This is a genomic window from Bradyrhizobium sp. UFLA06-06 (assembly GCF_054820065.1).
This window is the reverse complement of record NZ_JADFUD010000062.1, coordinates 24514-47398: the sequence shown is the minus strand read 5'-3', so window position 1 is coordinate 47398 and position 22885 is coordinate 24514. Positions and strand designations below refer to the sequence as shown.

Below are 22885 nucleotides of genomic sequence, written 5' to 3'. Positions count from 1 at the left end.
GATGTGTATAAGAGACAGGATCTGACGAAAGTTGCGGATTTTGCCTCGTATCCGGAGTTGATGTGGCTACACAGATTGGAGGTCTTGCCGGCGATCGTGGTCGCAGGTCTGTGCTTCCTCATCGCCGGATGGCCCGGGCTCGTGGTCGGTTTCTTCTGGAGCACCGTGCTGCTGTATCACGCAACGTTTTGCATCAACTCCCTCGCACATGTTCACGGACGCAAGCGGTATGTTACGGGCGATGACTCCCGCAACAATTGGCTGCTGGCTCTGTTTACGATGGGTGAGGGTTGGCACAACAATCATCACGCCTATCAAAGTAGTGCGCGGCAAGGCTTCCGGTGGTGGGAGATTGACGTGACCTATTATGTCTTGGTGGCCTTGTCCTGGCTCGGTATTGTCTGGGATCTGAAGGCGCCACCCATGCAGGTCCTCCGCAACGAGCAGCGCTTGGGATCGCGTGTGATCAAGCGAACGGCTGAGCAACTCGCTGGTCGCTTCAATCCCGAATACATCGCGCTGGCTATCAAATCGTCGGTCCACGAAACCGGACTGTCGGTGCGGGAAGCGCTTGCTCTGTTGCAGCATCGTGCCGACTTGCATCTGCCCAGCATACCAACGCGTGACCGGTTGTTGGCTGAAGCCCAGGCCATGTTCGCGAAGACGAGTTCGTTGGACGACATTGTCGACCGTGCACATGAACTCCTGGTGGAATCGGTTTGCCTCCTGCTCGCCGTTCCACCTCCGCTGGCTGGCGCAAACCCGAAACCTCAAGCGAGCCAGCGGTAGTATTTTGCCTCCGACCTTTTCGCAACCTCACGGCTCCATCGTGTAGGCGCGCCCGGGTTCGAGCGCGTAGATCGTCAGGAAGCGCAGCGGCCGTTCCGGATCGCAATTGCGAAACAGCCTGTGCGGCACGTCGGGTCGATCCTGCAAGGTCTCGCCTGCCCGATACTGGCGCGGCGCCTCGTCGCCATACGCGGACTCGGCAACGCCTTCGACGATGAAGACCACGCCGCCAACGGGGTGGCGGTGCAGCGGAGCGACCCCGCCGGGCGGATAGGTCACCTCGGCAACGACAAGCTCGCGATCATCGCCGGGCAAAGCGAGACGCTCAAGGGTCTTGCGGGTGACGCCGGCAAATCCAGCTGGTTGAGCGTTTGCCTGACCGTCGTTGCTTTCAGCCATTGGAACCCTTCCTTGTCACGCGCGCGTTGGCCCCGATCAGATCAAGGCTGCGGTGACTATGGGGGCGCTTCAGCGACGCAACAAGCGCCCAGGCATTTCAACACATGTCGCGCGGGCGAGGCGAAGCCCTTGCCACCCCTGCTTCCACGTTGCAGGATTCCTGCGCCGAGAACCTTCAGCAGTGGGCCTTGCATGAAAACGAGTATCGTCACGACGCGGGCGTCGGGGGTCGCCGCCCTGGCACTCATCTTTGCATCGCATGTCACGCCCGCGTCTTCGGCGCAGCCCGTGCCGGAATGCTCGATGTCGATGACATTGGCGGATTGGGGCGAGAATTCGAGCGGCGATATCGACGTCGCCTCGGGCCAAAGCTGCCAGATCCCGATCGGGATCCGCGGCACGGTGACGGACTCCGCGATCTCACAGAAGCCGGCCTACGGCAAGCTGAAGAAGATCAACGCATCGACCTTCGAATACAGGGCGAAGGCCAAGTACAAGGGCAGCGATACGTTTGCCATCAAGGCAACGGGCCAGGGGCCGAAGGCATCCGGCACCTCGGTCATCACGGTGCGCGCGACGATCAAGTAGTCATCGATTTCGAGACGTTGCAGCTGGCTTGTCGCGAGGACCGCGACCGTTGCGTGGTCACGATCGCGCCGCCTATCGTATCGACGGAACGTTTTTTGCCTTTGGGGTCGTCCTGACGTTCTGTTAGCCTCGGCACGCTTGGGAAAGAACCTCAATGCTGACGTTGATGTTCGCCGGCGTCTCGCTGCTCTATGCTACGGTTGGTCAAGCTGGCGGGACAGCATTTCTTGCTCTCATGGCATTCGCCTCGTTCCCTTCGAACGAGATGCGTCCAACGGCGCTGCTACTCAATATTGTCGCAGCCACCTATTCGACCTGGCGCTTTCATCGCGCGGGCCTGGTTGATTGGGCCAAGCTAAGGCTGATCCTCATTGCGTCGCTCCCGACCGCTCTTGTTGGCGGGTTCATCGTTCTTGACGAACGTCTGTATGACGTCGCGACCGGAGCGGTTCTTCTCGCTGCTGCGGCTATCCTTGCCTTCCGTCGTCCTAAGGCTGGTGAGCCGGATCGACTGACGCCGGTATGGGGCGCGGGCGCAGTAGGCGCGGGTGTCGGCCTTGTCTCCGGGCTAACTGGCGTCGGCGGAGGGGTCTTTCTCGCGCCCATCTTGGTCGCATTACAATGGGCGTCACCCAAGCAGACAGCGGCGCTGTCAGCGCCGTTTATTCTCGCGAATTCGGCGGTCGGATTGATCGGGGCTGTTTATGCCGGCCAAATGCCTACCAGCGGCACATGGCTTTACGCATTGGCAGCGCTGGCTGGCGCCATGATCGGGACGACGATAGGTCTGCGGTGGCTATCGCAAACTGCTACCAGATATGTTTTGGCCTCCATCCTGGCCGCGGCAGGTATTCAACTGCTGCTCCTCACCGGTCACAAGTCGTGGTTCGGATAAAATTCAGAGACCATCCGCAATTTGTAAAACCGATTTGCGGCCGCTATCCCCCGCTGCCGCTTCAAAGGCGGCACGAGGCACGCGAGGCCGGGCGGATCCGATACCTATGACATTTTGCCGCACGCGACCTGAAGGATGGGTGTGACACCCATCATAGATGCTGCATTGAAATTCTGCGATCCTGAATTTGATATTAACGATTTCTTTGGAATGCGCTGATCCCAGCCGAACGACACTGGACCAGGAATAGCCCGCCTCACGGTCCAAAATTGATTGCCTTGCACCTTGGAAATTAGCCGGTCTCGACCGGCGCACCTCACGAGGACGCAAACCATGGCCAATACCGCACCGGTCGTCACGATTGGCAACCACAGCCTGTTGTCCAATCACTGGCAAAAAATACAGCCATGGCTCACTTATTCCGACGCCGATGGCAATTCCGCGGTCAGCTATCAGTTCTTCGACAGCGGTACGTCCGCGACCAGCGGCTACTTCTGGACTCCAACCAATTCCCACTGGGACGCCAACACCGTCATCGACGTCGCGGCGTCTGACCTCTCCGAGGTGTGGTTGCGTTCCGGTTCGGTCAGCGGCTCGGAAACGCTGTGGGCACGTGCCTTCGACGGGACTGCCTGGAGTACCTGGACGTCGTTCACCTTCACGACGATTCCGAACAGTACGCCGGTTGCCACGATCAGCGACCAATCGCTGCATATCAACACATGGGTGCAAGCCACGGATTGGCTGAATTACACCGACGCCAACGGGGATGCCGCCACCAAATACCAATTCTGGGACAGCGGCACGTCCGCAACCAGCGGCTACTTCTGGACTCCAAGCAATTCCCACTGGGCTGCCAACACGACGATCGAGGTATCGGCGGCCGAGCTGGCCGATGTCTGGATCCGCGGCGGCTCGACGACCGGCTCCGAGACGCTGTGGGTCAGAGCGTTCGACGGATCGGACTGGGGCAACTGGGACAGCTTCACGTTGACGTCAACGAACTCGACCCCCGTCGCGACGATCGGCGATCATTCCACGCACATCGATCAGTGGGTCACCATCAGCAGCTGGCTGACGGCGACGGATGCCGATCATGATGCGATCACGAAGTACCAGTTCTGGGACAGCGGCACGTCTGCCACCAGCGGCTACTTCTGGACTCCAACCAATTCCCACTGGGACGCCAACACGACGATCGAAGTCTCGGCGGCCGACTTGGCCGACGTCTGGGTGCGAGGCGGCTCGACGACCGGTTCCGAGACGATGTGGGTCAGAGCATTCGACGGAACGGGCTGGGGCAACTGGGACAGCTTCACGTTGACGTCGACGCCGAACACGGCTCCGGTCGCGACCGTCAACGACCAGTCGCTGCACGTCAATCAATGGATCAAACCGCAGGGCTGGCTCACTGCCACCGATGCCGAAGGTGACACGATCACCAAATACCAGTTCTGGGACGGCGGCACGGGGACGACCAGCGCCTATTTCTGGACGCCCGACAATTCCCACTGGGCTGCCAACACGACGATCGACGTTTCGGCATCCGATCTGGCCAATCTGTGGATTCAAGGCGGCTCGACAACCGGTTCCGAGACGATGTGGGTAAGGGCATTCGACGGTGCCGCCTGGAGCAATTGGGACAGCTTTACCCTGACGTCGACGAATACGGCTCCGACCGCGACGATCAACGATCATACCTTGAACGCCGCGCAGTGGGCGCAGCTCGTCAACTGGACGACGGCATCCGACGCCGACGGCGATGCGATCACCAAATACCAGTTCTGGGACGGCGGCTCGGCCGCCAACAGCGCCTATTTCTGGACGCCGGCCAATTCACACTGGGCAGCCAACACGGTGATCGACGTTCCGGCGTCCGATCTGTCCAGCATCTGGGTGCAAGGCGGCACCGCCGGCGGCTCCGAGACCATGTGGGTCAGGGCGTTCGACGGCACCGCCTGGAGCAATTGGGACAGCTTTACCCTGACGTCGCTGCCAAACCACGCGCCGGTCGCTTCGATCAACGATCAGACCTTGCACATCAATGAGTGGAGCCAGGTCAGCAATTTGTTGTCCTATTCCGACGTCGACGGAAATCCCGCGGCCGCATACCAGTTCTGGGATGGCGGCAGCAACGCCAACAGCGGCTATTTCTGGACCTCTGCGAACTCCCATTGGGCAGCCAGCACCGTGATCGACGTCAATGCCGCCGACCTCGATGACATCTGGATGCGTGGCGGCGCCACCACCGGCACTGACAGCATGTATGTGCGCGCGTACGATGGCATTGACTGGGGTGCGTGGCACGCGTTCACGCTCTCGACCATCGTCTAGCTGCCCCGCCTGACGCCGAGCGGACATGCGCCGGCGAAAACGGGCATCGCGGTCCGTGTCGCGCCGGTGAATATCGGGAGTACGACCTAGTTCGGCGTGAAGATCACCTTGCCCTTGAATGCCGACGCCTGCGCGATCGCCTGCGAAAAATCCTCCAGGCGATAAGTCCCCACGACCGGCGCGCTGATCGCGCCCGATGCGACCATCGGCACCAGATGGTCGTACATTCCGGCCAATGCCTGATCGGTCGCGGTCTTGCCCCAATGGCCGAGCCAGAAGCCGCGCACCGACACCTCGTTGAAGATCACGCTCAACGGCGAACCGGAGAACGGCTGTCCGCTCATCGCGCTGTAGATGACGAGCACTCCTTTTGGCGCGAGGCAGTTCATCAGGTTCAAGGCGGATGAACCGCCGACCACGTCAAGCGCCAGCTGGATCGGCGCCCGACCCGTTTCCCTGGCGACGCGCTTGGCGAGATCCGGCCCGTCGAGCAGCACGAGATCGCCGCCGATCGCCTTGACCTCATCCACGACCTCCTCGCGCCGGACGATGTTGACGGTCTTGAGCCCGAGCGATCTGGCGATTGCGATCACCGCGCGGGCCGTCGCCGAGTTGGCGCCGTTCTGGATCATCCAGCCGCCGGGCGCGACTTTCACGAAATCGGTCAGCAGCAAATAGGCGGTGGCCGGGTTGACCCCGATCATGGAGAGCTGCCGGATATCCGCATTCTCGGGCAGCGGACGCTGCCATGACGCCGTGAATTTGACCCGCTCGGTCCAGGTCGGGACTGTGAACGGAATCAGCGTGCGGTCCCCCTCCTTCAGGTTCCTGACCTGCGCTCCTCGGGCGACGACCCTTCCAACGCCCTCGATCCCGAGCGTGGCCGGCGGCGACGGCAGATAGCCGTATCGCCCGGCGATGATCATGAAATCCGAATTGTTGATCGGCGCGGCCTCCACCGCCACCACAACCTCGTCGGGGCCGGGGCTGCCCACGTCCGGCACCTCGTTGAGCTTGACCACCTCCGCAGCACGTCCGAACGCAACGACCTGAACAGCTTTCATGGCGTGACCTCCCGATTTCATTATGTACTTCTAAGTACAGAATAGAGATTACGTCAATAGCCGGACCTGCCTTCACGGCAAGGTGAAGGCTTCACATCCGACGCGAGAGTACATAAAAGACGGATATGGCAAGGCCGCGCAGCTTCGATCCGGACGATGTCCTGGAAATCGCCCGCCAGATGTTCTGGCGGAAGGGCTTTCAGGCGACCTCGCTCGACGAGATCACGGCGGCGAGCGGCGTCGCGAAACCCAGCCTCTACGCGGCGTTCGGCGACAAGAACGCGTTGTTCCTGAAGGTGCTGGACCGCTATCACGACGGCATCCTCGGCTGGGCCGAGCGCGTGCTGGCGCAGCCGGGGCCCGCGCGGGACATCATCAAGCAGTGGCTTACCGGCTTCATTCCCTATTGCTCGGGCGAGAAGGGACAGCGCGGCTGCCTGTCGATCAACTCCGCGACCGATGGCTCGCTCGACCAGGTCGAGCTCCGCAAGAGCATCGAGCGCTACAACCGGCGGCTTGAAGAGCTGCTGCGCACGCGGCTGCGCACCGATCGCGCCCAGTTCAGCAAGGGCTTTGACCCCGACGTCACCGCCCACACCATCATGGTGGTGCATGCCGGCCTGCTGGCGCTTGCGCATCAGAGGCCGGATTCGAAACAGGTGAAGGCCGTGATCGACCAGGTGATGAGCCTGCTCGCCTGAGCTGGCCAGCACCCGGCCTTCCGGCAGCGCCCCGCGCGCCTCTCACGAATGTGATTGGATGACGATCATCATCTGATTGATGTCCTGATCTCGATGACCATGTCCGGGTTGGCTGTCATGGGCTTTCCGGATTTGAGGATCAGATGAGCAAACGGTTTTGGCGTGCGACGCTCGTTGCAGTCACCGCCCTGCTGGCGAAGCCGGCGATCGGGCCGGCGCAGGCCCATGATCACCAGCAACCCGAGTTGAACGGCTGGTATGAGAGCCTGCGCAGCGTCAAGGGACCCTGCTGCGACGGCAGCGACGCGAAGCGTGTCGATGACGCCGATTGGGACACCAAGGACGGCCACTATCGTGTGCGGCTCGAAGGCGAGTGGGTCGACGTTCCCGACGAAGCCGTCGTCGCCGGACCGAACCGTGCCGGCCGCACCATGGTCTGGCCGTATTATCTGGACGGACACCCGAGGCCACGCTGCTTCATGCCGGGCAGCATGGGCTGAGCATGATGAAGTCAGTTCGATCAATCTCACGACGCACTGACTCCACCTCTCCCGCTTGCGGGGGAGGTCGCATCGCATCAAAGATGCGATGCGGGTGGGGGCTTTCTCCGCAGCGTGACTCGCGGAGAGAGCCCCCACCCCAACCCTCCCCCGCAAGCACAGGGGAATCGCATATGCCCCTTCGGCGGCTGCGGAGGTAACTCGGCCTCGTGGTTCGAGACGCGCCGCAAGCGGCGCTCCTCACCATGAGGGTCTACTATTGTGCCGCAAAACAAGATCCTCATCCTGAGGAGCCCGCCGAAGGCGGGCGTCTCGAAGGATGGCCGCGAGGACACTGCCCGACAGATTTCTTTCCATATGCGATTGCCCTGCCCGCAAGCGGGAGAGGGGGCGCACCACCTTGCGATTGCCATTCAACCTCATCTCTTAGGCGATCAAGTTGCGCAGGCCGGCGTCCTGCGGCACGGCTGATCAGAGATCAAGCTGGATCCGATCCTCGCCGTCGGCCGCCGGCTTTGCCGGCACGGCGCAGCAGATGAGCACCTCGTCGTCGGCCACCTCTGCGGTGGGCTGCTTCACATAGGTCACGGCACCGGCCAGCAATCGCGTTCGGCAGGTTCCGCAATTGCCTTCGCGGCAGCTGAAGGCGGGGCTGAGGCCGCGCGCTTCCGCCAGTTCGAGCAGCGTCCCCGCCTCGGGCGTCCAGCGCGCCTCCTTCAACGATGTGGTGAAGGCGACCGGGATCGGCGTCGTCGCCGGCGGCCGGCGCGGCGGTGCTGCGGTGACGAGGTCGGGCTTCCGGACCAGCGATGAAGGACCGAAGGCTTCGGCGTGAATCCTGCCGTCGGCAATGTTGTAGCCGCGCAGCGCGTCATAGAGCGATTGGGTGAACTGCGGCGGCCCGCATAGATAGAAGTCATAGTCGTTGAACGGCAGGACGCGCGACAACAGCGCCATGTCGATCCGTCCCGCAGCGTCGTAGTCCACGCCCTGCTCGGCGCCGTCGACATCACCGAGGACGCGGATGATCCGCACCGCGCCGCCGCCGGCATCCACCAGCTGCTGCAATTCATCGCCGAACGCGCGGTCCTGCTTCGCATGCGCGGCCTGGATCAGGGTCGTCGGCCGGATGCCGCGGGTGCGCAGCCCTTCATAGACCACGTGGCGCAGCATCGCGAGCAGCGGCGTGATGCCGACACCGCCGGCGAGCAGCACCGCGGGCCGCTTCTCGCGCGCATCGATCGTGAAGCCACCAGCCGGCGCGCGCGCTTCGATGATGTCGCCGGCATGGATGGTGTCGTGGAGATGCTGCGATACGACGCCGTCGCGCTTCACGCTGATGCGGTACATGTCGTCCGACGGCGCGACCGACAGCGTGTAGGTGCGGATCACCGGCTTGTCGAAACCGGGCAACGAGAGACGGATCGGCAAATGCTGTCCCGCCCGGTGCGGAAGCAGCCCCGCGCCGTCGTCCGGCTGCAAATGAAACGAGCGGATCGATCGGCTCTCGTCGACAATTTTGATGACCTTGAACGGCCGCCACTGCGTCGCGCGCTCGGCCGCGCGAATCCGCTCGGCGGCCTGCACCCAGTCGCCGGTCATCAGCGAATTCGGTGACCAGCCTTCGGCCCGGAACGCCCAGCGCAGCGTCAGCGCGCCGCGCCTGCGCACCACACGGCGGGCACGGAAGCTCCACAGCCGCTCGGCGCCCTGAAACGCCGCGATCTCCGGCGAGTCCAGCATCACCTCGGCGTCACCGCTCAGCTGCAGCAAGTCGCCGGTTTCGAAATCGACAAACACCAGCCCGGCCTTGCCGTTGACGAGGATGTTGCCGAGCGTGTTGAAGAACAGATTGCCGGCGAAATCGGGGATCGTCAGCGTGCCGTCGTCGGCGACGCGGACGAAGCCCGCCCGGCCGCCGCGATGCGAGACGTCGACCTGGCGACGGTCCTCACGCTCGGCATAGGACGCCACGAAGAACGTGTCGGCCGCCTTGATCATGTCGCGCGCGGCCTGATCGAGCGTCGTGCTCGCCTCGATCTCCCCCGCAAAAGGTTCATCCGGCTCGCGCACGAAGGCAAAATCGCGAAGCTGGATATACTGCGCGCAATTGCCAAAGCTCTGATCGAGCTCGAAGCTGAGCGCCTTGCCCGATGCCGCACGCAGCAGCCCGTTCGCACGGTTGCGGCGCCGCGTGTGCAGTTCGATTCCGAGCAGTCCGATCGCATCGCCGTCGCGCATGCCTTCGCTGACGGGATCGCTGGCGTCAGGCCGCGCAACGATCTCGAGGCTGCGCGGTGTCGGCGAGGAGATGAAGCCGGGCTTGCCGGCCAGCAGCGAGGCCCAGGCGTCGCCGCTTCGGTCGGCGCTGCCGACGACGATGAAGGGAATCTGCGCGAAGAAATCGCGGTGCTGGTCGGGCATGAAGTCGCGCACCGCGCGCTGGCCGACGGCGTGCATCTTCTCGGCGACACCAACCTGCTGCTGGATCGCCTTTTCGCCGGCATGCCAGGTCGCGAGCTTGTGCTTGGTTCGTCTGTCGCTCATCGTATCGCCCTCCCCTTCGGGGTTGGACGGGCGCGCCCGACGGCACGCCCGGTCAGCAGGTCACGCGGCCGCCAGACCGACAGGGGTCCTGGCGAAGGCCACGAAGCCCGGCAGCGCCTCGATCCGGCGCAGCCACGCGTTGACGCGCGCATAGGCGGAGAGATCGACATTGCCTTCGGGCGCACTCGACAGATAGCTGTAGAGCGCAACGTCCGCGATCGTCGGCGCCGCGCCGACCAGCCAGTCGCGACCGGCGAGATGGGCCTCGAGCCGCTTCAACAGAACGTGCGCCCGCGCTATCACGTCGTCCGGATTGTGCTTTGCGCCGAACACCGTGATGAGGCGTGCCGCTGCGGGCCCAAACGCGAGATCGCCGGCGGCAACCGACAGCCAGCGCTGGACCGCGGCAGCGCCCTTTGCATCCTGCGGCAGCCAGTCGGTGCGGCCGAGCTTGGTCGCGAGATAGACCAGGATCGCGTTGGAGTCGGAGATGATGGTGCCGTCATCGTCCAGCACCGGCACCTGGCCGAACGGGTTGAGCGCGAGATATTCCGGCCGCTTCTGCGCGGCGGACTTGAGATCGACGTCGACCAGTTCGTGCGGAATTCCCAGCAGGGACAAAAACAGGCGGGCGCGATGCGCGTGGCCGGAGAGAGCGAAGTGGTACAGCTTCATGTGCCGTTCCTGATGTGGTGGACGGGTTCATTCCCGACCGCCAACTCAAGGTGGCCCATTGCAGGTGATATTATAATTATCTCTAACGGAACTTCATTATTGCAGTTATTGCAATAACACTATTTGTCGCCGTAGCCGGCATGACAGGGTTAGCGCGACGCCGGTCAAACCTCGACGATCACGTAGTTGTCCTCGATATGCACCGGGAACGTCTCGGCGGCATACGGCCCCTTCTGCAACTCGGCGCCGCTCTCGACCGCGACCGGATAGGAGCGGATCCTGAACCGCTTGGGATCGAACCAGGACTGCCCGTTGCGCATGTCGAATTCCCAGCCGTGCCACGGACAGCGCAGCATCTCGCCGACCCGGTCGCGCTGATAGATGCCGGGCTCCGGCGAGGTCAGGCGCGCGACGCAGGCCGCCTTCTCCAGCGGCGCGCCTTCATGCGGACAGCGATTGAGCAGCGCGAAGAACTCGCCATTGACGTGGAACACGACGATGTCGCGGCCCTCGATGCCGAACACCTTGTTGCCGCCGGCCGGAATCTCGCTGGTGCGCGCGACGATGTGACGGGTCATGATCAGAACTTGTAAACCGCGCGGGCGTTGGCATTGAAGATCTTGCGACGCTCCGCGTCCGTCAGCGGCGTCTTGAAGGCGTAGCGCGCGTCGTCATAGTCCCAGTGCGGATAGTCCGACGAGAACAACAGCCGGTCGATGCCGACCCATTCGATCAGCTGCCGCAGGTGCCTGGCTTCATCCGGCTCGTCGATCGGCTGGGTCGTGAACCAGAAATGCTGCTTCACATATTCGCTCGGCCGGCGCTTCAGATGCGGCACCTCGCTGTGGAAGCGTTCGAAGTGCTGATCCATCCGCCACATCGTCGCGGGGATCCAGCCGAAGCCGCCCTCGATGAACACGATCTTCAGTTTCGGGAAGCGCTCGGGAACACCTTCCAGCACCAGGCTGGTGAGATTCGAGGCCACCGTGTGCGCGTTCGACTGATGCTCCTCGCAGTAGTAGGACGGCCAGCCGCCGCCGGTCGGCGCATGCCCGCCATAGCCGCCGACATGGATGCCGAGCGGCAGATCGAGCTCCTGCGCGCGTTCATAGATCGGCCAGTAGCGGCGGCGGCCGAGCGGCTCGTTGGCACGCGGCGAGACGTTGATCTGGATGTATTCGCCTGATTTGGCGCAGCGCTCGATCTCGGCGAGGCCGAGGTCGGAGCCGTCCTGCCCGACCAGGATCGAGGCCTTCAGGCGCGGATCGCGATGCGCCCAGAACGCCAGCTGCCAGTCGTTGATGGCGCGCTGGATCGCGGCGCCGAATTCCAGATTCTGCTGCGAGAAGATGAAGAGGTCGAGCACCTGCAGGATGCCGAACTCGACGTCGAAGGGGTCGAGGTGCTGCTTGCGCATGAAATCGAGATCGGAGCCGGGCACGCCGCCGGTCGGCGGCCAGGCATCGCGCCGCGCGATCAGCGGCGAGGAGCGCGGATACGGCGTGGTGCCGATATAGGGCGTGCGCAGATGGCTGCCATATTCCTTCAGATGCTGCTGCCAGCGCTTCGGCAGGAACTCATTGAGGTCGCTGTGCGCGTGAATGCTCGGATGGATGTCGCAATCGATGATTCTGAGCCGCGACGCGGCGGTCTTCTCCTGGTCGAGCATCGGGCGGTCGATGACGTCACTCATGCGATCCTCCATTTTGTTTGCGCATGATCTTGTCGGAAAACCAGTTTCCACTTTTTTGGATCATGCGCTACGAATTCAACTTGAGACGCGGAAAGGTTTCGAGCGGGTTGTCAGCACACATCCGCTCGACAAGAATTTTCGGCAGATGCGGCGGGATCGGATCGTCGCCGTCGAACTGCCAATGCGGATAGTCGGACGCGAACAGGAACATCTTGTCGGAGCCGATCTGGTCGATGATGTCGGCGACACTTGTTGCATCCAGCGGCGCATCGAACGGCTGCATGGTGACGCGGAAATGGTCGCGGATGATCGCGGCCGGCTCGCGCTCCACCCACGGCACCTCGACGCGCACGCCGCGCCAGGTCTTGTTGGCGCGCCACATGAAGGCCGGCAGCCAGCTGACGCCCGACTCCATCAGCACGACCGTCAATCCCGGATACTTCCCGAACACGCCCTCATAGATCAGGCTCAACGTCTGCGCCTGGAACGCCTGCGCTTCGGCGAGATAATATTCGTAACGGTAGGACGGCCAGCCGATCGAGCTCGGCGCGCCGCGGTAGGCGCTGCCGGCGTGGATCGCGATCGGCAGCCTGTATTTCTCGGCGGCCTGATAGATCGGCCAGTAATGCCGCCGGCCGAGCAGCGTCTCGCCTTGCGAGGGCACCAGCACCGAGACGAAGCGATTGTCGCCGGCCCTGCGCTCGATCTCCTCGACCGCAAGGTCCGGCGCCTGGATCGGCACCACGATCGAGGCGCGCAGCCGCGTGTCCCTGGCAAGCCACTCGGCCGCGATCCAGTCGTTGATCGCCTTGCAGAAGTCCGCCGCCATGTAGGAATCGAACACCGCCTGCGCGCCATAGACGACGTTGCAGATGGCGTGGCTGGCGCCGAGCTGGTCGAATGCGCCGCGCTGCACCATGGCAAGATCGCTGCCGGGCTTGCTGCCGTCGGCCGGCCGCCAGTCGGCGCGGCCGGATAGCGGCATCGACGGCGGGTAGGAATTGAGGTCGAGCCCGTCGATGGCGCGGCTGACGACCTGTTCCTTCCAGTGATCGCTGAGATAGGGCAGCAGCGTGGTGCGCGTTCCCCCCACCGCGGGATGGATGTCGCAGTCGATGCGCGTGGCCGCCATGGCGCTCCCCGGATTGATCTTCTTGTCGTCGTTGTTGGCGGCATCGCTGCCACGGATCGGACTGTGCCGCCGATGGCGCGATCGTGCAAGCGGGTCCACGCGGGGCCGCCCTGCCCTGTGCGCATCCGCGCCTCACGCGAAGTTGCGGGATCGCGTGTGAATGGCGTCACCTGTTCAGTCCGCAAGACGTGCTAGCGATTCCGCGCCGCGGAAAGCGCAGATACAGGAGATGGGAATGGGACTTGGCCGACTGACGATCCTCGCATGTTCATTGTCGCTGGCCGCGTCAACCGCATGGGCCGCGCCCGCGACCACCTCCGGTTCGGTCGCGCTGGCGCTCGCCGGCGTCGTGGCGCCCTATTCGCCGCTGCCGGCCAAAGAGAAGAAGGCGGTCGCCGCGTTCTTTGGTGGCGACAGCAATGTCCCCATCACCAGGAAGATCACCGTCACCGCCGACAAGGTCGTCTGCCGCGCCAGCAATGTCGCCATCACCTCGCGCTCCTGCGAACTGAGCTTCGGCGGCAACGCCCGTACCGTGAAGGGACGCGAGGCCAACGCGATCTTCGCGACCGTGGCGCTGGCCGGCGTGCCGCCCGACGGCGCCGCGGGCACGATCTACGAGGCGCTGTCGAAACTGTCCTGCACGCTCGATCCAACAGTGATCAAGGACAAGGCCGGCGGCGCCGACTGCAGCTTCGAGCCGGGAAACTAGTCCACGCTCAGACTGCCTGCACGACGACGCCCAGCCTCGCAGCCACGCGGCGCGCGGTCTCCTCCCGCTGCGCCGTGATCGCGCGCACGGCTTGCCTGGCCTGTTGAAGGATCGCGGGCGGCGCCGTCTCCGGCGTGCCGCTGTCGAACGGCGGCTCCGGTGCATAGGCCATATAGAGCTGGATCGACCGCGCGGCATCGTCGCCGCGCAATTCAGCGGCCAGCCGCAACGCTCCGTCGATGCCTGAGGTCACGCCGGCGGCAAAGATGTAGCTGCCATCGATCACCACGCGCTCATTGACGGGAACAGCGCCGAAGAACGGCAACAGATGCAGCGAGGCCCAATGCGTCGTCGCCCTGCGTCCCTTCAACAGGCCGGCCGCTCCGCACAGCAGGGCGCCGGTACAGACCGAGAAGATGCGGCATCCGCCCGCCGCCTGCCGGCTGATCCAGCCGAGCACCTCCGCATCTTCCATCAGGGCTTCCTGACCGAACCCGCCGGGCACATGCAACACATCGAGCGGCGGCGCATCGGCCAGCGTCGCGTCGGGCAGCAGCTGCAATCCCTTGAGGTCCCGCACCGGCGCCATGGTCCTGGCATAGATGCGGCAGGTCGAATTCGGAATCCGCGACAGCACCTCGAACGGCCCGGTCAAATCGATTTGATCGACGCCTTCGAACAGCAGCGAACCGATCCGCAGATGAACATCGTGAGCAATCATCGAACTTCCCTCGAACTTTCCTTGAACTTTCCTCGCGCTATGGACAAAGCGAATCTAGCGCGGCAGGTTTCGGCGATGACGCCAACCAGCCCACGTTTTTCGCCAAACCGCCGCTCGATCGAAGTGCTGGCCTATCCGGCGGTGCAGTTGCTCGACGTCACCGGGCCATTGCAGGTGTTCGCGTCCGCCAATGCGCTGGCGGCCAAGGCTGGCAACGCGGAGCCATATGAAGTCCGCGTCGTTGCAAAGGATGGCCCGCACGTCGAGTCGTCCGCCGGCGTCGGGCTCGCGGTGCATCCACTGCCCGCCATCGGCACCGCGGTCGACACGCTGGTGATTCCAGGCGGTGACGGCGTCAACGCGGCGGCGAACGATCGCATGCTGGTTGACTGGGTGTGCAAGCGCGCCGGGCAAGCACGCCGCACCGCGTCGGTCTGCACCGGCGCGTTCCTGCTCGCCGCATCCGGCGCCCTCGATGGCCGCCGCGCCGTGACCCATTGGCAATTTTGCGCAGAGCTCGCCGAGCGCTTTCCCGATGTCCGCGTCGAGCCCGATCCGATCTTCGTGCGCGACGGTTCGTTCTGGACGTCGGCCGGCGTCACCTCCGGCATCGATCTGGCGCTGGCGCTGGTGGAGGAGGATCTCGGCCGCACGGCGGCGCTTGCCGTCGCCCGCTATCTCGTGGTGTTTTTCAAGCGGCCGGGCGGACAGGCGCAATTCAGCGAAATCCTGTCGCTACAGGCAACCGACGACAGGTTCAGCGCGCTGCACGACTGGATCAGCAACCATCTGGCCGGCGACCTCTCGCTGTCGACGCTGGCGAAACAGGCCGGCATGAGCGAGCGCAGCTTCAGCCGCCATTACGCTGAAGCGACCCGCCTGACGCCGGCGCGCGCGATCGAGCGGCTCCGGGTCGAGGGCGCGCGGCATCTGCTGTCGGAAACGCGCCTGCCGATCAAGCGCATCTCGCAGCGCTGCGGCTTCGGGTCCGAGGAGACGATGCGCCGCAGCTTCCTGCGCCTGCTCTCGACCACGCCGCAGGACTACCGCGCCAGATTCGCGGTCTAGGACATGAAGCTATTTGCGGTCGGCACGCAGTGAAAGACGCTGAAGCGCGATCGTCTCAGCCGTTCCAGGCATATTCCTGCAACGCCGCCTCCAGCGGCGGATTGGTGACGCTGCCGGTGTAGTTGGTGATGGTCGACGCCGCCACGATGGTGATGACTTCGAGCACGAGGTCCTTGTAGAACCCGGCCGCCAGGAATCGTTCGATCTCCTCTTCGTCGAGCCGCCCGCGCTTCTCGATCAGCGACCGCGCCAGGGTCGAGAGCGCGCCGAGTGTCTTGTCGGCAGGCGAGCGGCCGGCACGCATCGCATCGACATCGGCCGGATCGAGGCCAGCCTGCAAGCCGAGCGCGGAATGCAGCGCGACCGCCCAGGTGCAGCGATTGGTCACCGCATCGGTAAGCAGCACGGTCTGGATCTGCTGCTCGGTGAAGCTGCCGCCGTGAACCTTGTCGAAGATGCCGATGAAGCTCTGGATCAGCACGGGTGACGTCGCCATAGTCGCCGCAAGGTTCGGGATCATGCCAAACCGCGCCTCGACCTCGCGCAGGACAGGCTTCGAGGCTTCAGGGGCAGACTCGAGCGTATGGACAGGAAAGCGCGCCATCGGAAATGCCTTTCGCGGTGTTGATTGAACCCGAAGCCGCCGGACGCAACTGAGCTGTTGCGATCGACGCGCCGGCATCGGGGATCGATGCCAGTGATCTAGCCGCGCCCTGACGCGCGCGTTCGCCAAACTCCCCACATTCCGCGCCATCCGAGCGGCGGCGGCGACGTTCAGCTTCGTCGCGCAGACTCCACTAAACCCCGGCACGGTCCTTCACCCGCCGCGAGACGATCCCGAGCAGGCGGCCGAGCGTGCCGCCGGCGGGGCCCTTCTTGCGGGCCAGCGCGAGCGGCGCGACGAGGCCCGCGGCGCGGTCGAGGCGGAGATAGGACACGCCGGCGGTCTCGAGCCGCGCCATCGATTCCGGCACGATCGAAATGCCGAGCCCCGCTGCGACGAGGCTGAGCGTCGACACCATCCGCGTCGCCTCCTGCGCCACCTTCGGGCTGAAGCCCGCGGCGCGGCAGGCGGCGATGATGCTGTCGTAGAGGCCCGGCCCGGTCGGACGGCGGTAGAGGATCAGCGGCTCGTCGGCGAGCGAGGCCAGCGAAATCCGCCGCCGGGTGTCCTTGCGGGCGCGCGGATGATGGTCCGGCAATGCGACCACCATCTCCTCGTCGAGCAGATGCGTGATCGTGAGGTTCTCCAGCCGCTCGCTTGGCGCGCGCACGAATGCGGCATCGAGGCGATCGGCCTCGACAGCTGCGATCAGCTCTCCGGTCGAGGCCTCCTCGAGCGACAGCGTGATCGCCGGCGCGCGTTCGCGCATTTCGCGCATCACGCCGGTGACGAAGGGATGGAAAGCGGCCGAAGAGGTGAAGCCGATGGCCAGTTGGCCTTCCTGGCCGCGGCTCGCGCGGCGCGCGGCCTCCACCGCGAGGTCGGCGTCGCGCAGGATCGCGCGCGCCTTGCCGACGAAGGCACGGCCGGCGGCGGTCAGCTCGACCCCGCGCGGCTGCCGGCGAAACAGCGGCGCGCCGATCGCGGCTTCCAGCGCGCGGATCTGCTGGCTCAGCGGCGGCTGCTGGATGCCGAGCCGCGCGGCGGCGCGGGTGATATGGCCTTCCTCGGCGACCGCGACGGCATAGCGGAGATGGCGCAGTTCGATCATCAGGCAATCCATATCGAAAAGATATGCAAATTCCCTTATCCATATATTGGATATTTGGCACGCGGCCAACTAGAGTCGTCGCAAAGAACAAATCGAACCGGAGCCGCCCCGCCGATGGACGCCATCCCCGCCGCGCAAACCACCAAGCATGTCGCGCCTGATGTCGGCGAGTTGTTCACGGGCTTCTTCATCCTCGGACTGACCGGCTTCGGCGGCGTGCTGCCGCTGGCGCGCCACATGATGGTGGAGAAGCGCGGCTGGCTCACCGGCGCGGAGTTCACCGACCTGCTCGGGCTGTGCCAGTTCCTGCCCGGCGGCAACATCATCAACATGTCGGTCGCGGTCGGGCTGAAGTTTCGCGGCATTCCCGGCGCGTTTGCGGCGATCCTCGGCCTGATCGCGGTGCCGACCGCGGTCGTGATCGGCCTTGGCGTGATCTATGGCCGCTTCGCCGACGACCCGGTCGTCCGTCATCTGTTCGGCGGTCTCGCTGCCGCCGCAGCCGGGCTCCTGATTTCCACCGCGATCAAGATCGCCTGGCCGCTGCGGCGCGATGTGCTCAGCCTGTTCATCGGCGCGCTCTGCGTGCTGGCGATCGCGGTGTTTCGCTTGCCGCTGCTGCCGACGCTGCTGACGCTGGCGCCGCTCAGCATCTTTCTCAGGTCGAGGCAGGCGTCATGAGTGCAACCCTCGTCACGCTCGCGCTGATCTTCGCCGAGCTGTCGCTGCTCGCCTTTGGCGGCGGCAACACCATCCTGCCGGAGATGCAGCGTCAGGTGGTCGACGTCCATCACTGGATGACGGCGCAGGAATTCGGTGCGCTGTTCGCGCTGGCGCAGGCAGCACCCGGGCCGAACATGATGGTGGTGCCGCTGGTCGGCTGGCAAGTCGCGGGCTTCTCCGGCGTGCTGGTGACGTCGCTCGCCAAGTTCGGGCCGTCGTCGTTGGTGACAGGCTTCGCGCTTCGGCTCTGGGAACGCTTCAAGGACCGGCCCTGGCGCCGCACCGTGCAGGCCGGTTTGGTTCCGGTCACCGCCGGGCTCGTCACCGCCAGCGCCATCGTCATCACCCACGCATCGGCCTCGAGCTGGGGCACGATCCTGATCGCGGCAATGGTCGCGATCGCCACCACCACGACGCGCATCCATCCGCTTGTCGCGCTTGCCGCCGGCGCGGTGCTCGGCCTGTCCGGCATCGGACAGCCCTGACGCCCGGCCTGTTTGCGGCGGTGGCGCATCGTTCCACGCGGCCCGCGTGCGCGCTTTCGCCGCAATGGATGCGACGTCGCCAGGGGCTATGTTGATGGTGCCATGATCGACACGCTCCGCATCGACACCCGTATTGCGCGCCGCGAATTGCGCGCCGGACGTTTGCACGCAGGCAATTAGCCGGCCGGCGATCGCACGCCGTCCGGATTCCTCGACGCCATCAAATCATTTCAGTCCGTCGCGTCGCGGGATATCCGCGCGCCGGCGCTCGTGCGCCTCCGATCAACCACAAAGATCAACCGACATGACCCGAACCATTCAGAGCAGCTTTACCGCCCCGGCATTGCCGCCGATCGTGATCACCGCGAGCGAGGCGCATCGCCTCAGCGCGCTGGCCGATTCCAGCATGGCGGTGTTTCCCCGCGTCGCCCAGTTCCTCGCGCGCGAGACGGACCGCGCCCGGCTCGTTGCCGACGACGCCGATTTGCATGACGTGGTCCGCATGGGCTCGCTTGTGCGCTACCGTGACGACGAGACCGGCGACGTCAGGGAGGTCGTGCTCGTCTACCCGCACGAAGCCGACATCGCGCTGCGGCGCATCTCGGTGCTGACGCCGGTCGGCGCCGCGCTGATCGGATTGTCGGTCGGCCAGACGATCGATTTTCAGACACCGAGCCAGCAGACGCGTTCGGTGACGATTTTGGCCGTGAGGCATGAGGGCTAACGGTCGCTTCGCGTTGGTGACTAACCTCTCGTAAGGGAGTCACTGGCGGAAGGGCTCCCTCCCCCCTTGCGGGGGTCCGAGGCGAGCGAAGCTCGCTCTCGAGGTTGGGGAGAGGGGTACCGCACGGCACGCTCTCTCCCATTCAGTCGAGCACACACGACACGTAGCCGAAATTGCGCGCTGACTTCATTTCGATCATCTCGCCCGGAGCCACCCCTCTCCCCACCCTCTCCCGCAAGGGGAGAGGGAGCCCGACCGGCGTGCTCACCTCACATGCGCTATCGGAGTGTGCTGAGCGTGTAGCTCACGCCGCCTGATGGCACTGCCCCATCTCGATCCCGTGCCGGCGCCCGCGCGCGATGCCCTCGGCGATCGCCTTCACGACGATCTCGGCGTCGTCGGGCGAAAGATGGTCGAGCGGCTGCCAGGCGCGCATGATATCGCGTGCGCGATCGAGGTCGCCGTAGATTGCAAGGAGAGGAAGCGATTTGCTCGGCATGTCCGTTGCTCCCAACCGCAGCTGGGCGAGTCTATCTCATCCGGACAGGTCGAGCCATGCGTCCGGCAACCGCGATTGCGCACATTGCAGATCGCCGATGCATGGCGAGGGCACGCATGCCCTCGCCAGCCCCACTCCGTTACTCCGCGCCGGAGCCGCCCTGCACGATCTTCTCGTTCAGCTTCTGATCGACGGTCTCGACCGTGCGGTCGATCTCGGTGCTCGGCGTGCCGAGCTGGTGCGAAATCAGCTTCACCAGCAGGTCGACGCGTTCGATGAACGGCGCGCCGGCGGCAACCGCGCGGGCCGCCGAAGACGGCTTGAGCAGGCTTTCCGCGGCCTTGGCGTATTTCGCGAACGGCACCTGATCCGCGGGGTCGGCGCCGAGCTTGCGCGCAATGCCGTCGACGTGATCATAGATCGCCTGCGAGCGCTTGAGGTCGCCGTGCACGGCGTCGCGGATCGATTGCGGCTCCGTCGGCGTGATGCAGCGATAATTGCCGGTCAGCAGCATCGACCACTTTGCCAGCGGCACGAACAGCGAATCGAACACCTTCAGCTTCACCGGAACGTCCTGGCCGTCGAGCGTCACCGCGTCGATGTCGGCTTCGAGCTCGCGCAGCACCTTGTTGTGCTTGTCGTCGGCGAAGGCGGAGGCCTTGAAGTTAGTCGGCAGGCCGACATGCAGCACGTTGGCCTTCTCCTCCGGCGGACGGAAGGCCTGCGGATCGGGCGAGCACAGCGTGACGAGGCCCGGCTCGAAGCGCTCCCACACCTGCGCGTTGGTGTAGGCCTCCTCGAGGTCCATGCCGGCGAGTGTGGGAATCCGCTTCAGATACGGCAGCGGCGGCATGTTCATGATCGACAGGCAGGGCAGCTTCGCCGCTGCGATCTTGATCATCAGCACGCGAACCGTGTGGTTGGTGTATTGCGGCTCCTGCATCGCAAGGCCGACCATGTCGTAGCGCGACACGTCGACATCGGCCGGCGTGACGGCATCGAGCTTGCCGGACAAATCGCGCGAGAAGATCGAGCGGTGCTCCTTCTCGTCGCGCAGCTTGATCCGCACCTCGGTGCCGTCGCGGTTGATCAGGTCGGCGGTGTTCTTGCGGCACACCAGGGACACGTTGTGACCCGCCATCAGCAGCTTGGTCCCCAGCAGGGAGCCGTAAGAAGCTCCCAAAATCAGAATGTTGCGCGCCATGCTCTCTCCAATAGCCCTCCTCACGAAAGGCTTGCTCTCCAAAATCCTGTCCGAAGCTGCTGCCGAACCGATGCCCGGTCGATATTGGCCGTCCCGCATCCACGGGCCGACGGTCGCCAAATCACCAGACAATCAAGACCCGCTGGTGTATGGTATGCCACCGTCTATCGCAGATCGACAAGCGGCTGCCAAGGGGATTATCTCGCGTGCGGATTTTCGTTCCGCGATCAGGAAGGGCATTCGAGCTTGCAAGTCGCCGCCGACCCGACGGATCGGGCTGAAGAAATCCTCGTCTCAGCTTCCCGGCTGTTTGCCCGTCACTCCTATGCCAACGTGACGATGGAGCAGGTCGCAGCATCGGTGCAGGCCGTGCCGGGCGCGCTGTACCACTATTTCCGCGACAAGGAAGATCTCATCTTCCACTGCTATCTGCGCGGCCTTGCAATCTATCGGCACGAAATCGAGGCGGCGGCCGAGCCCGGCATCGACGGGCTCGAGATCATCAGGCGCTTCGTGCGCGGCAGGCTGCGCCCCGAAGGCCAGCGCATGATCCTGTTCAGCGATATCGATGCGCTGGCCGCGCCCTACAGCAGCGAGGTCCATGCCAAGCGCTGGCAGAATGCCGCGCTGCTGGCCGACATTCTGAATCGGGGCGTGGCGGACGACTCGATCGCCTGCGACGAGCCGCTGCTCACGGCGGTGGCGCTGATCTCCGTCCTGGACTGGGTTCCGTTCTGGCTGTCCGAGCGCGACTACTACACGCGGCAACAGGCGATCGATGCCATCGACGACATCATCACGCACGGAGTCTACCGGCGCGAGATCGCGCTTCCCAAAATGCCCGAGGCGCTCAGCCTCGCCCCGTTCCTCGAGACTCGCACAGCGCTGAACAAGCGGGCCGCAAAGTTCGACCGGATGCTGTCGATTGCCTCGGACAGCTTCAATCGCAGGGGCGCGTCGGGCACGTCGCTCGAGAGCATCGCCGTGGATGCGGGCATGACCCGCGCCGGCATCTACTATCACTTCAGTGAAAAGGAGAGCCTGCTGCTGGCCTGCCTGCGACGCGGGCTCGCCGGCGAGGTCAGCATCCGCGAGCATCTGCAAGAGCACAGCCTTGGGGCATTCGATCACATCGTGCAGCGAATCCGCCTGCTGTTGATGCTGCACGACACGCCCTGCGGCCCAAAGGCGACCTACCACAACATCAACTATCTCAACGAGGCTGACCGAAAAGCCTATGTCGGAGACGTGCTGGCGACGATCCGGCAAGACCAGAACAGCTATCAGCGCTGGATCGACGAGGGCCGTTTCCGCCGCATCGATACCTATTTCGCAGAGCGCATTCTCACCGGAATGGGCCACTGGTATCCGATCTGGTTCAAGACCCGGCGTGACTGGTCTCCAGCCGAGATCGCCGATCACTTCGCGCGGCTCTTCCTCGCGGGCCTCAAGCCGCGCCGACATCCGGGCTCAAACGCCAATTCGCGTGCCGGCTAAAGCGATCAGGCTCGCTTGGTGCAGGTCCTGGACGACGTCAGTTCCAAATGGTGAACCAGCGAGTGAGCGAGCGCTGCTTCACCCAAAAGTTTACCTGTAATTCAAAACAGCGCCCGATTCCGACGATATATAGCCTATAACATCATAATACCTTCCGCTAAAACTTGACGCAGTATTCAAAGCGAAAGTTGCGAAGGCTCGGCGATTGGGGTTATGAGAC

The 22885-nt window shown here is 64.3% G+C and carries 24 protein-coding genes; 12 read left to right on the top strand and 12 right to left on the bottom strand.

What is annotated here, in order from left to right:
• Positions 1–789: acyl-CoA desaturase (locus IF803_RS34520; RefSeq protein ID WP_461195261.1), on the top strand; the 789-nt coding region annotated here is incomplete at its 5' end.
• A 27-nt stretch (positions 790–816) separates the two neighbouring features.
• On the opposite strand, the gene IF803_RS34515 is transcribed toward IF803_RS34520, so the two are convergent.
• Positions 817–1188, bottom strand: a complete 372-nt coding sequence (locus tag IF803_RS34515; protein WP_461195259.1) for a cupin domain-containing protein — start codon at positions 1186–1188, stop codon at positions 817–819.
• A gap of 192 nt (positions 1189–1380) precedes the next feature.
• Here IF803_RS34515 and IF803_RS34510 point away from each other — a divergent pair, with 192 nt between their 5' ends.
• The 3 genes from IF803_RS34510 (at position 1381) to IF803_RS34500 (ending at position 5005) form a co-directional block, all read left to right on the top strand.
• A complete protein-coding gene (locus tag IF803_RS34510; protein WP_461195258.1) occupies positions 1381–1776 on the top strand; it encodes a hypothetical protein in 396 nt (131 codons plus the stop codon).
• Between the two features lie 154 nt (positions 1777–1930).
• Positions 1931–2671, top strand: a complete 741-nt coding sequence (locus tag IF803_RS34505) for a sulfite exporter TauE/SafE family protein (RefSeq protein WP_461195256.1) — start codon at positions 1931–1933, stop codon at positions 2669–2671.
• A 333-nt stretch (positions 2672–3004) separates the two neighbouring features.
• Positions 3005–5005 (top strand): hypothetical protein, encoded by a 2001-nt coding sequence (locus IF803_RS34500; protein WP_461195254.1) that lies wholly within the window; start codon positions 3005–3007, stop codon positions 5003–5005.
• Between the two features lie 86 nt (positions 5006–5091).
• Here IF803_RS34500 and IF803_RS34495 read toward each other — a convergent pair whose 3' ends face one another.
• Positions 5092–6069 carry a zinc-dependent alcohol dehydrogenase family protein gene (locus IF803_RS34495; RefSeq protein WP_461195252.1) on the bottom strand — a complete coding sequence of 326 codons (978 nt, stop codon included), beginning with the start codon at positions 6067–6069 and terminating at the stop codon, positions 5092–5094.
• Between the two features lie 125 nt (positions 6070–6194).
• Between IF803_RS34495 and IF803_RS34490 the strand changes: the two genes are divergently transcribed.
• Positions 6195–6770 (top strand): TetR/AcrR family transcriptional regulator, encoded by a 576-nt coding sequence (locus IF803_RS34490; protein WP_461195251.1) that lies wholly within the window; start codon positions 6195–6197, stop codon positions 6768–6770.
• 143 nt (positions 6771–6913) lie between these two features.
• A complete protein-coding gene (locus IF803_RS34485) occupies positions 6914–7270 on the top strand; it encodes a hypothetical protein (protein WP_461195250.1) in 357 nt (118 codons plus the stop codon).
• A 471-nt stretch (positions 7271–7741) separates the two neighbouring features.
• Here IF803_RS34485 and IF803_RS34480 read toward each other — a convergent pair whose 3' ends face one another.
• The 5 genes from IF803_RS34480 to IF803_RS34460 all read right to left on the bottom strand — a co-directional run bounded on the left by IF803_RS34480 (position 7742) and on the right by IF803_RS34460 (position 13317).
• On the bottom strand, positions 7742–9817 hold the full coding sequence (locus IF803_RS34480; RefSeq protein ID WP_461195249.1) for a 2Fe-2S iron-sulfur cluster-binding protein: 2076 nt from the start codon (positions 9815–9817) through the stop codon (positions 7742–7744).
• Positions 9818–9877: 60 nt separating this feature from the next.
• Positions 9878–10492, bottom strand: a complete 615-nt coding sequence (locus tag IF803_RS34475) for a glutathione S-transferase family protein (protein WP_461195247.1) — start codon at positions 10490–10492, stop codon at positions 9878–9880.
• Positions 10493–10656: 164 nt separating this feature from the next.
• Complete coding sequence (locus IF803_RS34470) at positions 10657–11070, bottom strand: Rieske (2Fe-2S) protein (RefSeq protein WP_461195245.1); 414 nt, start codon at positions 11068–11070, stop codon at positions 10657–10659.
• A gap of 2 nt (positions 11071–11072) precedes the next feature.
• Positions 11073–12185 (bottom strand): amidohydrolase family protein, encoded by a 1113-nt coding sequence (locus IF803_RS34465; RefSeq protein ID WP_461195244.1) that lies wholly within the window; start codon positions 12183–12185, stop codon positions 11073–11075.
• Between the two features lie 67 nt (positions 12186–12252).
• Positions 12253–13317 (bottom strand): amidohydrolase family protein, encoded by a 1065-nt coding sequence (locus tag IF803_RS34460; protein WP_461195263.1) that lies wholly within the window; start codon positions 13315–13317, stop codon positions 12253–12255.
• Between the two features lie 235 nt (positions 13318–13552).
• Here IF803_RS34460 and IF803_RS34455 point away from each other — a divergent pair, with 235 nt between their 5' ends.
• Positions 13553–14029 carry a hypothetical protein gene (locus IF803_RS34455; RefSeq protein ID WP_461195243.1) on the top strand — a complete coding sequence of 159 codons (477 nt, stop codon included), beginning with the start codon at positions 13553–13555 and terminating at the stop codon, positions 14027–14029.
• Between the two features lie 7 nt (positions 14030–14036).
• On the opposite strand, the gene IF803_RS34450 is transcribed toward IF803_RS34455, so the two are convergent.
• Complete coding sequence (locus IF803_RS34450; RefSeq protein ID WP_461195241.1) at positions 14037–14750, bottom strand: DJ-1/PfpI family protein; 714 nt, start codon at positions 14748–14750, stop codon at positions 14037–14039.
• A gap of 75 nt (positions 14751–14825) precedes the next feature.
• On the opposite strand from IF803_RS34450, the gene IF803_RS34445 reads away from it, so the two are divergent.
• Positions 14826–15818, top strand: a complete 993-nt coding sequence (locus tag IF803_RS34445; protein ID WP_461195240.1) for a GlxA family transcriptional regulator — start codon at positions 14826–14828, stop codon at positions 15816–15818.
• Between the two features lie 55 nt (positions 15819–15873).
• Here IF803_RS34445 and IF803_RS34440 read toward each other — a convergent pair whose 3' ends face one another.
• Both IF803_RS34440 and IF803_RS34435 read right to left on the bottom strand, forming a co-directional pair.
• The gene (locus tag IF803_RS34440; protein WP_461195238.1) at positions 15874–16422 is read right to left on the bottom strand and encodes a carboxymuconolactone decarboxylase family protein; all 549 of its coding nucleotides are present in this window, start codon (positions 16420–16422) and stop codon (positions 15874–15876) included.
• A 193-nt stretch (positions 16423–16615) separates the two neighbouring features.
• On the bottom strand, positions 16616–17533 hold the full coding sequence (locus IF803_RS34435; protein ID WP_461195236.1) for a LysR family transcriptional regulator: 918 nt from the start codon (positions 17531–17533) through the stop codon (positions 16616–16618).
• 114 nt (positions 17534–17647) lie between these two features.
• On the opposite strand from IF803_RS34435, the gene IF803_RS34430 reads away from it, so the two are divergent.
• From IF803_RS34430 to rnk, 3 genes are all read left to right on the top strand, one after another.
• Positions 17648–18214, top strand: coding sequence for a chromate transporter (locus IF803_RS34430; RefSeq protein ID WP_461195235.1), 567 nt, complete (start codon positions 17648–17650; stop codon positions 18212–18214).
• Positions 18211–18741 carry a chromate transporter gene (locus IF803_RS34425; RefSeq protein ID WP_461195233.1) on the top strand — a complete coding sequence of 177 codons (531 nt, stop codon included), beginning with the start codon at positions 18211–18213 and terminating at the stop codon, positions 18739–18741. The genes IF803_RS34430 and IF803_RS34425 overlap by 4 nt, the downstream gene beginning before the upstream one ends.
• 304 nt (positions 18742–19045) lie before the next feature.
• Positions 19046–19465, top strand: coding sequence for a nucleoside diphosphate kinase regulator (rnk, locus tag IF803_RS34420; protein ID WP_461195232.1), 420 nt, complete (start codon positions 19046–19048; stop codon positions 19463–19465).
• 304 nt (positions 19466–19769) lie between these two features.
• Here rnk and IF803_RS34415 read toward each other — a convergent pair whose 3' ends face one another.
• Together IF803_RS34415 and IF803_RS34410 are read right to left on the bottom strand one after the other, a co-directional pair.
• Positions 19770–19964, bottom strand: coding sequence for a hypothetical protein (locus IF803_RS34415; RefSeq protein WP_028332921.1), 195 nt, complete (start codon positions 19962–19964; stop codon positions 19770–19772).
• Positions 19965–20103: 139 nt separating this feature from the next.
• Positions 20104–21168: a ketopantoate reductase family protein gene (locus IF803_RS34410; RefSeq protein ID WP_461195229.1), complete on the bottom strand. Its 1065-nt coding sequence runs from the start codon at positions 21166–21168 to the stop codon at positions 20104–20106.
• Between IF803_RS34410 and IF803_RS34405 the strand changes: the two genes are divergently transcribed.
• Positions 21094–22665: a TetR/AcrR family transcriptional regulator gene (locus IF803_RS34405; RefSeq protein WP_461195227.1), complete on the top strand. Its 1572-nt coding sequence runs from the start codon at positions 21094–21096 to the stop codon at positions 22663–22665. The two genes, IF803_RS34410 and IF803_RS34405, sit on opposite strands and share 75 nt — an antisense overlap.
• Positions 22666–22885 lie beyond the last annotated feature (220 nt).

Bases quoted from the DNA above. Each gene is read 5' to 3' on its own strand.
- IF803_RS34515 (WP_461195259.1), bottom strand. From the start codon at position 1,188: ATGGCTGAAAGCAACGACGGTCAGGCAAACGCTCAACCAGCTGGATTT.
- IF803_RS34510 (WP_461195258.1), top strand. From the start codon at position 1,381: ATGAAAACGAGTATCGTCACGACGCGGGCGTCGGGGGTCGCCGCCCTG.
- IF803_RS34505 (WP_461195256.1), top strand. From the start codon at position 1,931: ATGCTGACGTTGATGTTCGCCGGCGTCTCGCTGCTCTATGCTACGGTT.
- IF803_RS34500 (WP_461195254.1), top strand. From the start codon at position 3,005: ATGGCCAATACCGCACCGGTCGTCACGATTGGCAACCACAGCCTGTTG.
- IF803_RS34495 (WP_461195252.1), bottom strand. From the start codon at position 6,069: ATGAAAGCTGTTCAGGTCGTTGCGTTCGGACGTGCTGCGGAGGTGGTC.
- IF803_RS34490 (WP_461195251.1), top strand. From the start codon at position 6,195: ATGGCAAGGCCGCGCAGCTTCGATCCGGACGATGTCCTGGAAATCGCC.
- IF803_RS34485 (WP_461195250.1), top strand. From the start codon at position 6,914: ATGAGCAAACGGTTTTGGCGTGCGACGCTCGTTGCAGTCACCGCCCTG.
- IF803_RS34480 (WP_461195249.1), bottom strand. From the start codon at position 9,817: ATGAGCGACAGACGAACCAAGCACAAGCTCGCGACCTGGCATGCCGGC.
- IF803_RS34475 (WP_461195247.1), bottom strand. From the start codon at position 10,492: ATGAAGCTGTACCACTTCGCTCTCTCCGGCCACGCGCATCGCGCCCGC.
- IF803_RS34470 (WP_461195245.1), bottom strand. From the start codon at position 11,070: ATGACCCGTCACATCGTCGCGCGCACCAGCGAGATTCCGGCCGGCGGC.
- IF803_RS34465 (WP_461195244.1), bottom strand. From the start codon at position 12,185: ATGAGTGACGTCATCGACCGCCCGATGCTCGACCAGGAGAAGACCGCC.
- IF803_RS34460 (WP_461195263.1), bottom strand. From the start codon at position 13,317: ATGGCGGCCACGCGCATCGACTGCGACATCCATCCCGCGGTGGGGGGA.
- IF803_RS34455 (WP_461195243.1), top strand. From the start codon at position 13,553: ATGGGACTTGGCCGACTGACGATCCTCGCATGTTCATTGTCGCTGGCC.
- IF803_RS34450 (WP_461195241.1), bottom strand. From the start codon at position 14,750: ATGATTGCTCACGATGTTCATCTGCGGATCGGTTCGCTGCTGTTCGAA.
- IF803_RS34445 (WP_461195240.1), top strand. From the start codon at position 14,826: ATGACGCCAACCAGCCCACGTTTTTCGCCAAACCGCCGCTCGATCGAA.
- IF803_RS34440 (WP_461195238.1), bottom strand. From the start codon at position 16,422: ATGGCGCGCTTTCCTGTCCATACGCTCGAGTCTGCCCCTGAAGCCTCG.
- IF803_RS34435 (WP_461195236.1), bottom strand. From the start codon at position 17,533: ATGATCGAACTGCGCCATCTCCGCTATGCCGTCGCGGTCGCCGAGGAA.
- IF803_RS34430 (WP_461195235.1), top strand. From the start codon at position 17,648: ATGGACGCCATCCCCGCCGCGCAAACCACCAAGCATGTCGCGCCTGAT.
- IF803_RS34425 (WP_461195233.1), top strand. From the start codon at position 18,211: ATGAGTGCAACCCTCGTCACGCTCGCGCTGATCTTCGCCGAGCTGTCG.
- rnk (WP_461195232.1), top strand. From the start codon at position 19,046: ATGACCCGAACCATTCAGAGCAGCTTTACCGCCCCGGCATTGCCGCCG.
- IF803_RS34415 (WP_028332921.1), bottom strand. From the start codon at position 19,964: ATGCCGAGCAAATCGCTTCCTCTCCTTGCAATCTACGGCGACCTCGAT.
- IF803_RS34410 (WP_461195229.1), bottom strand. From the start codon at position 21,168: ATGGCGCGCAACATTCTGATTTTGGGAGCTTCTTACGGCTCCCTGCTG.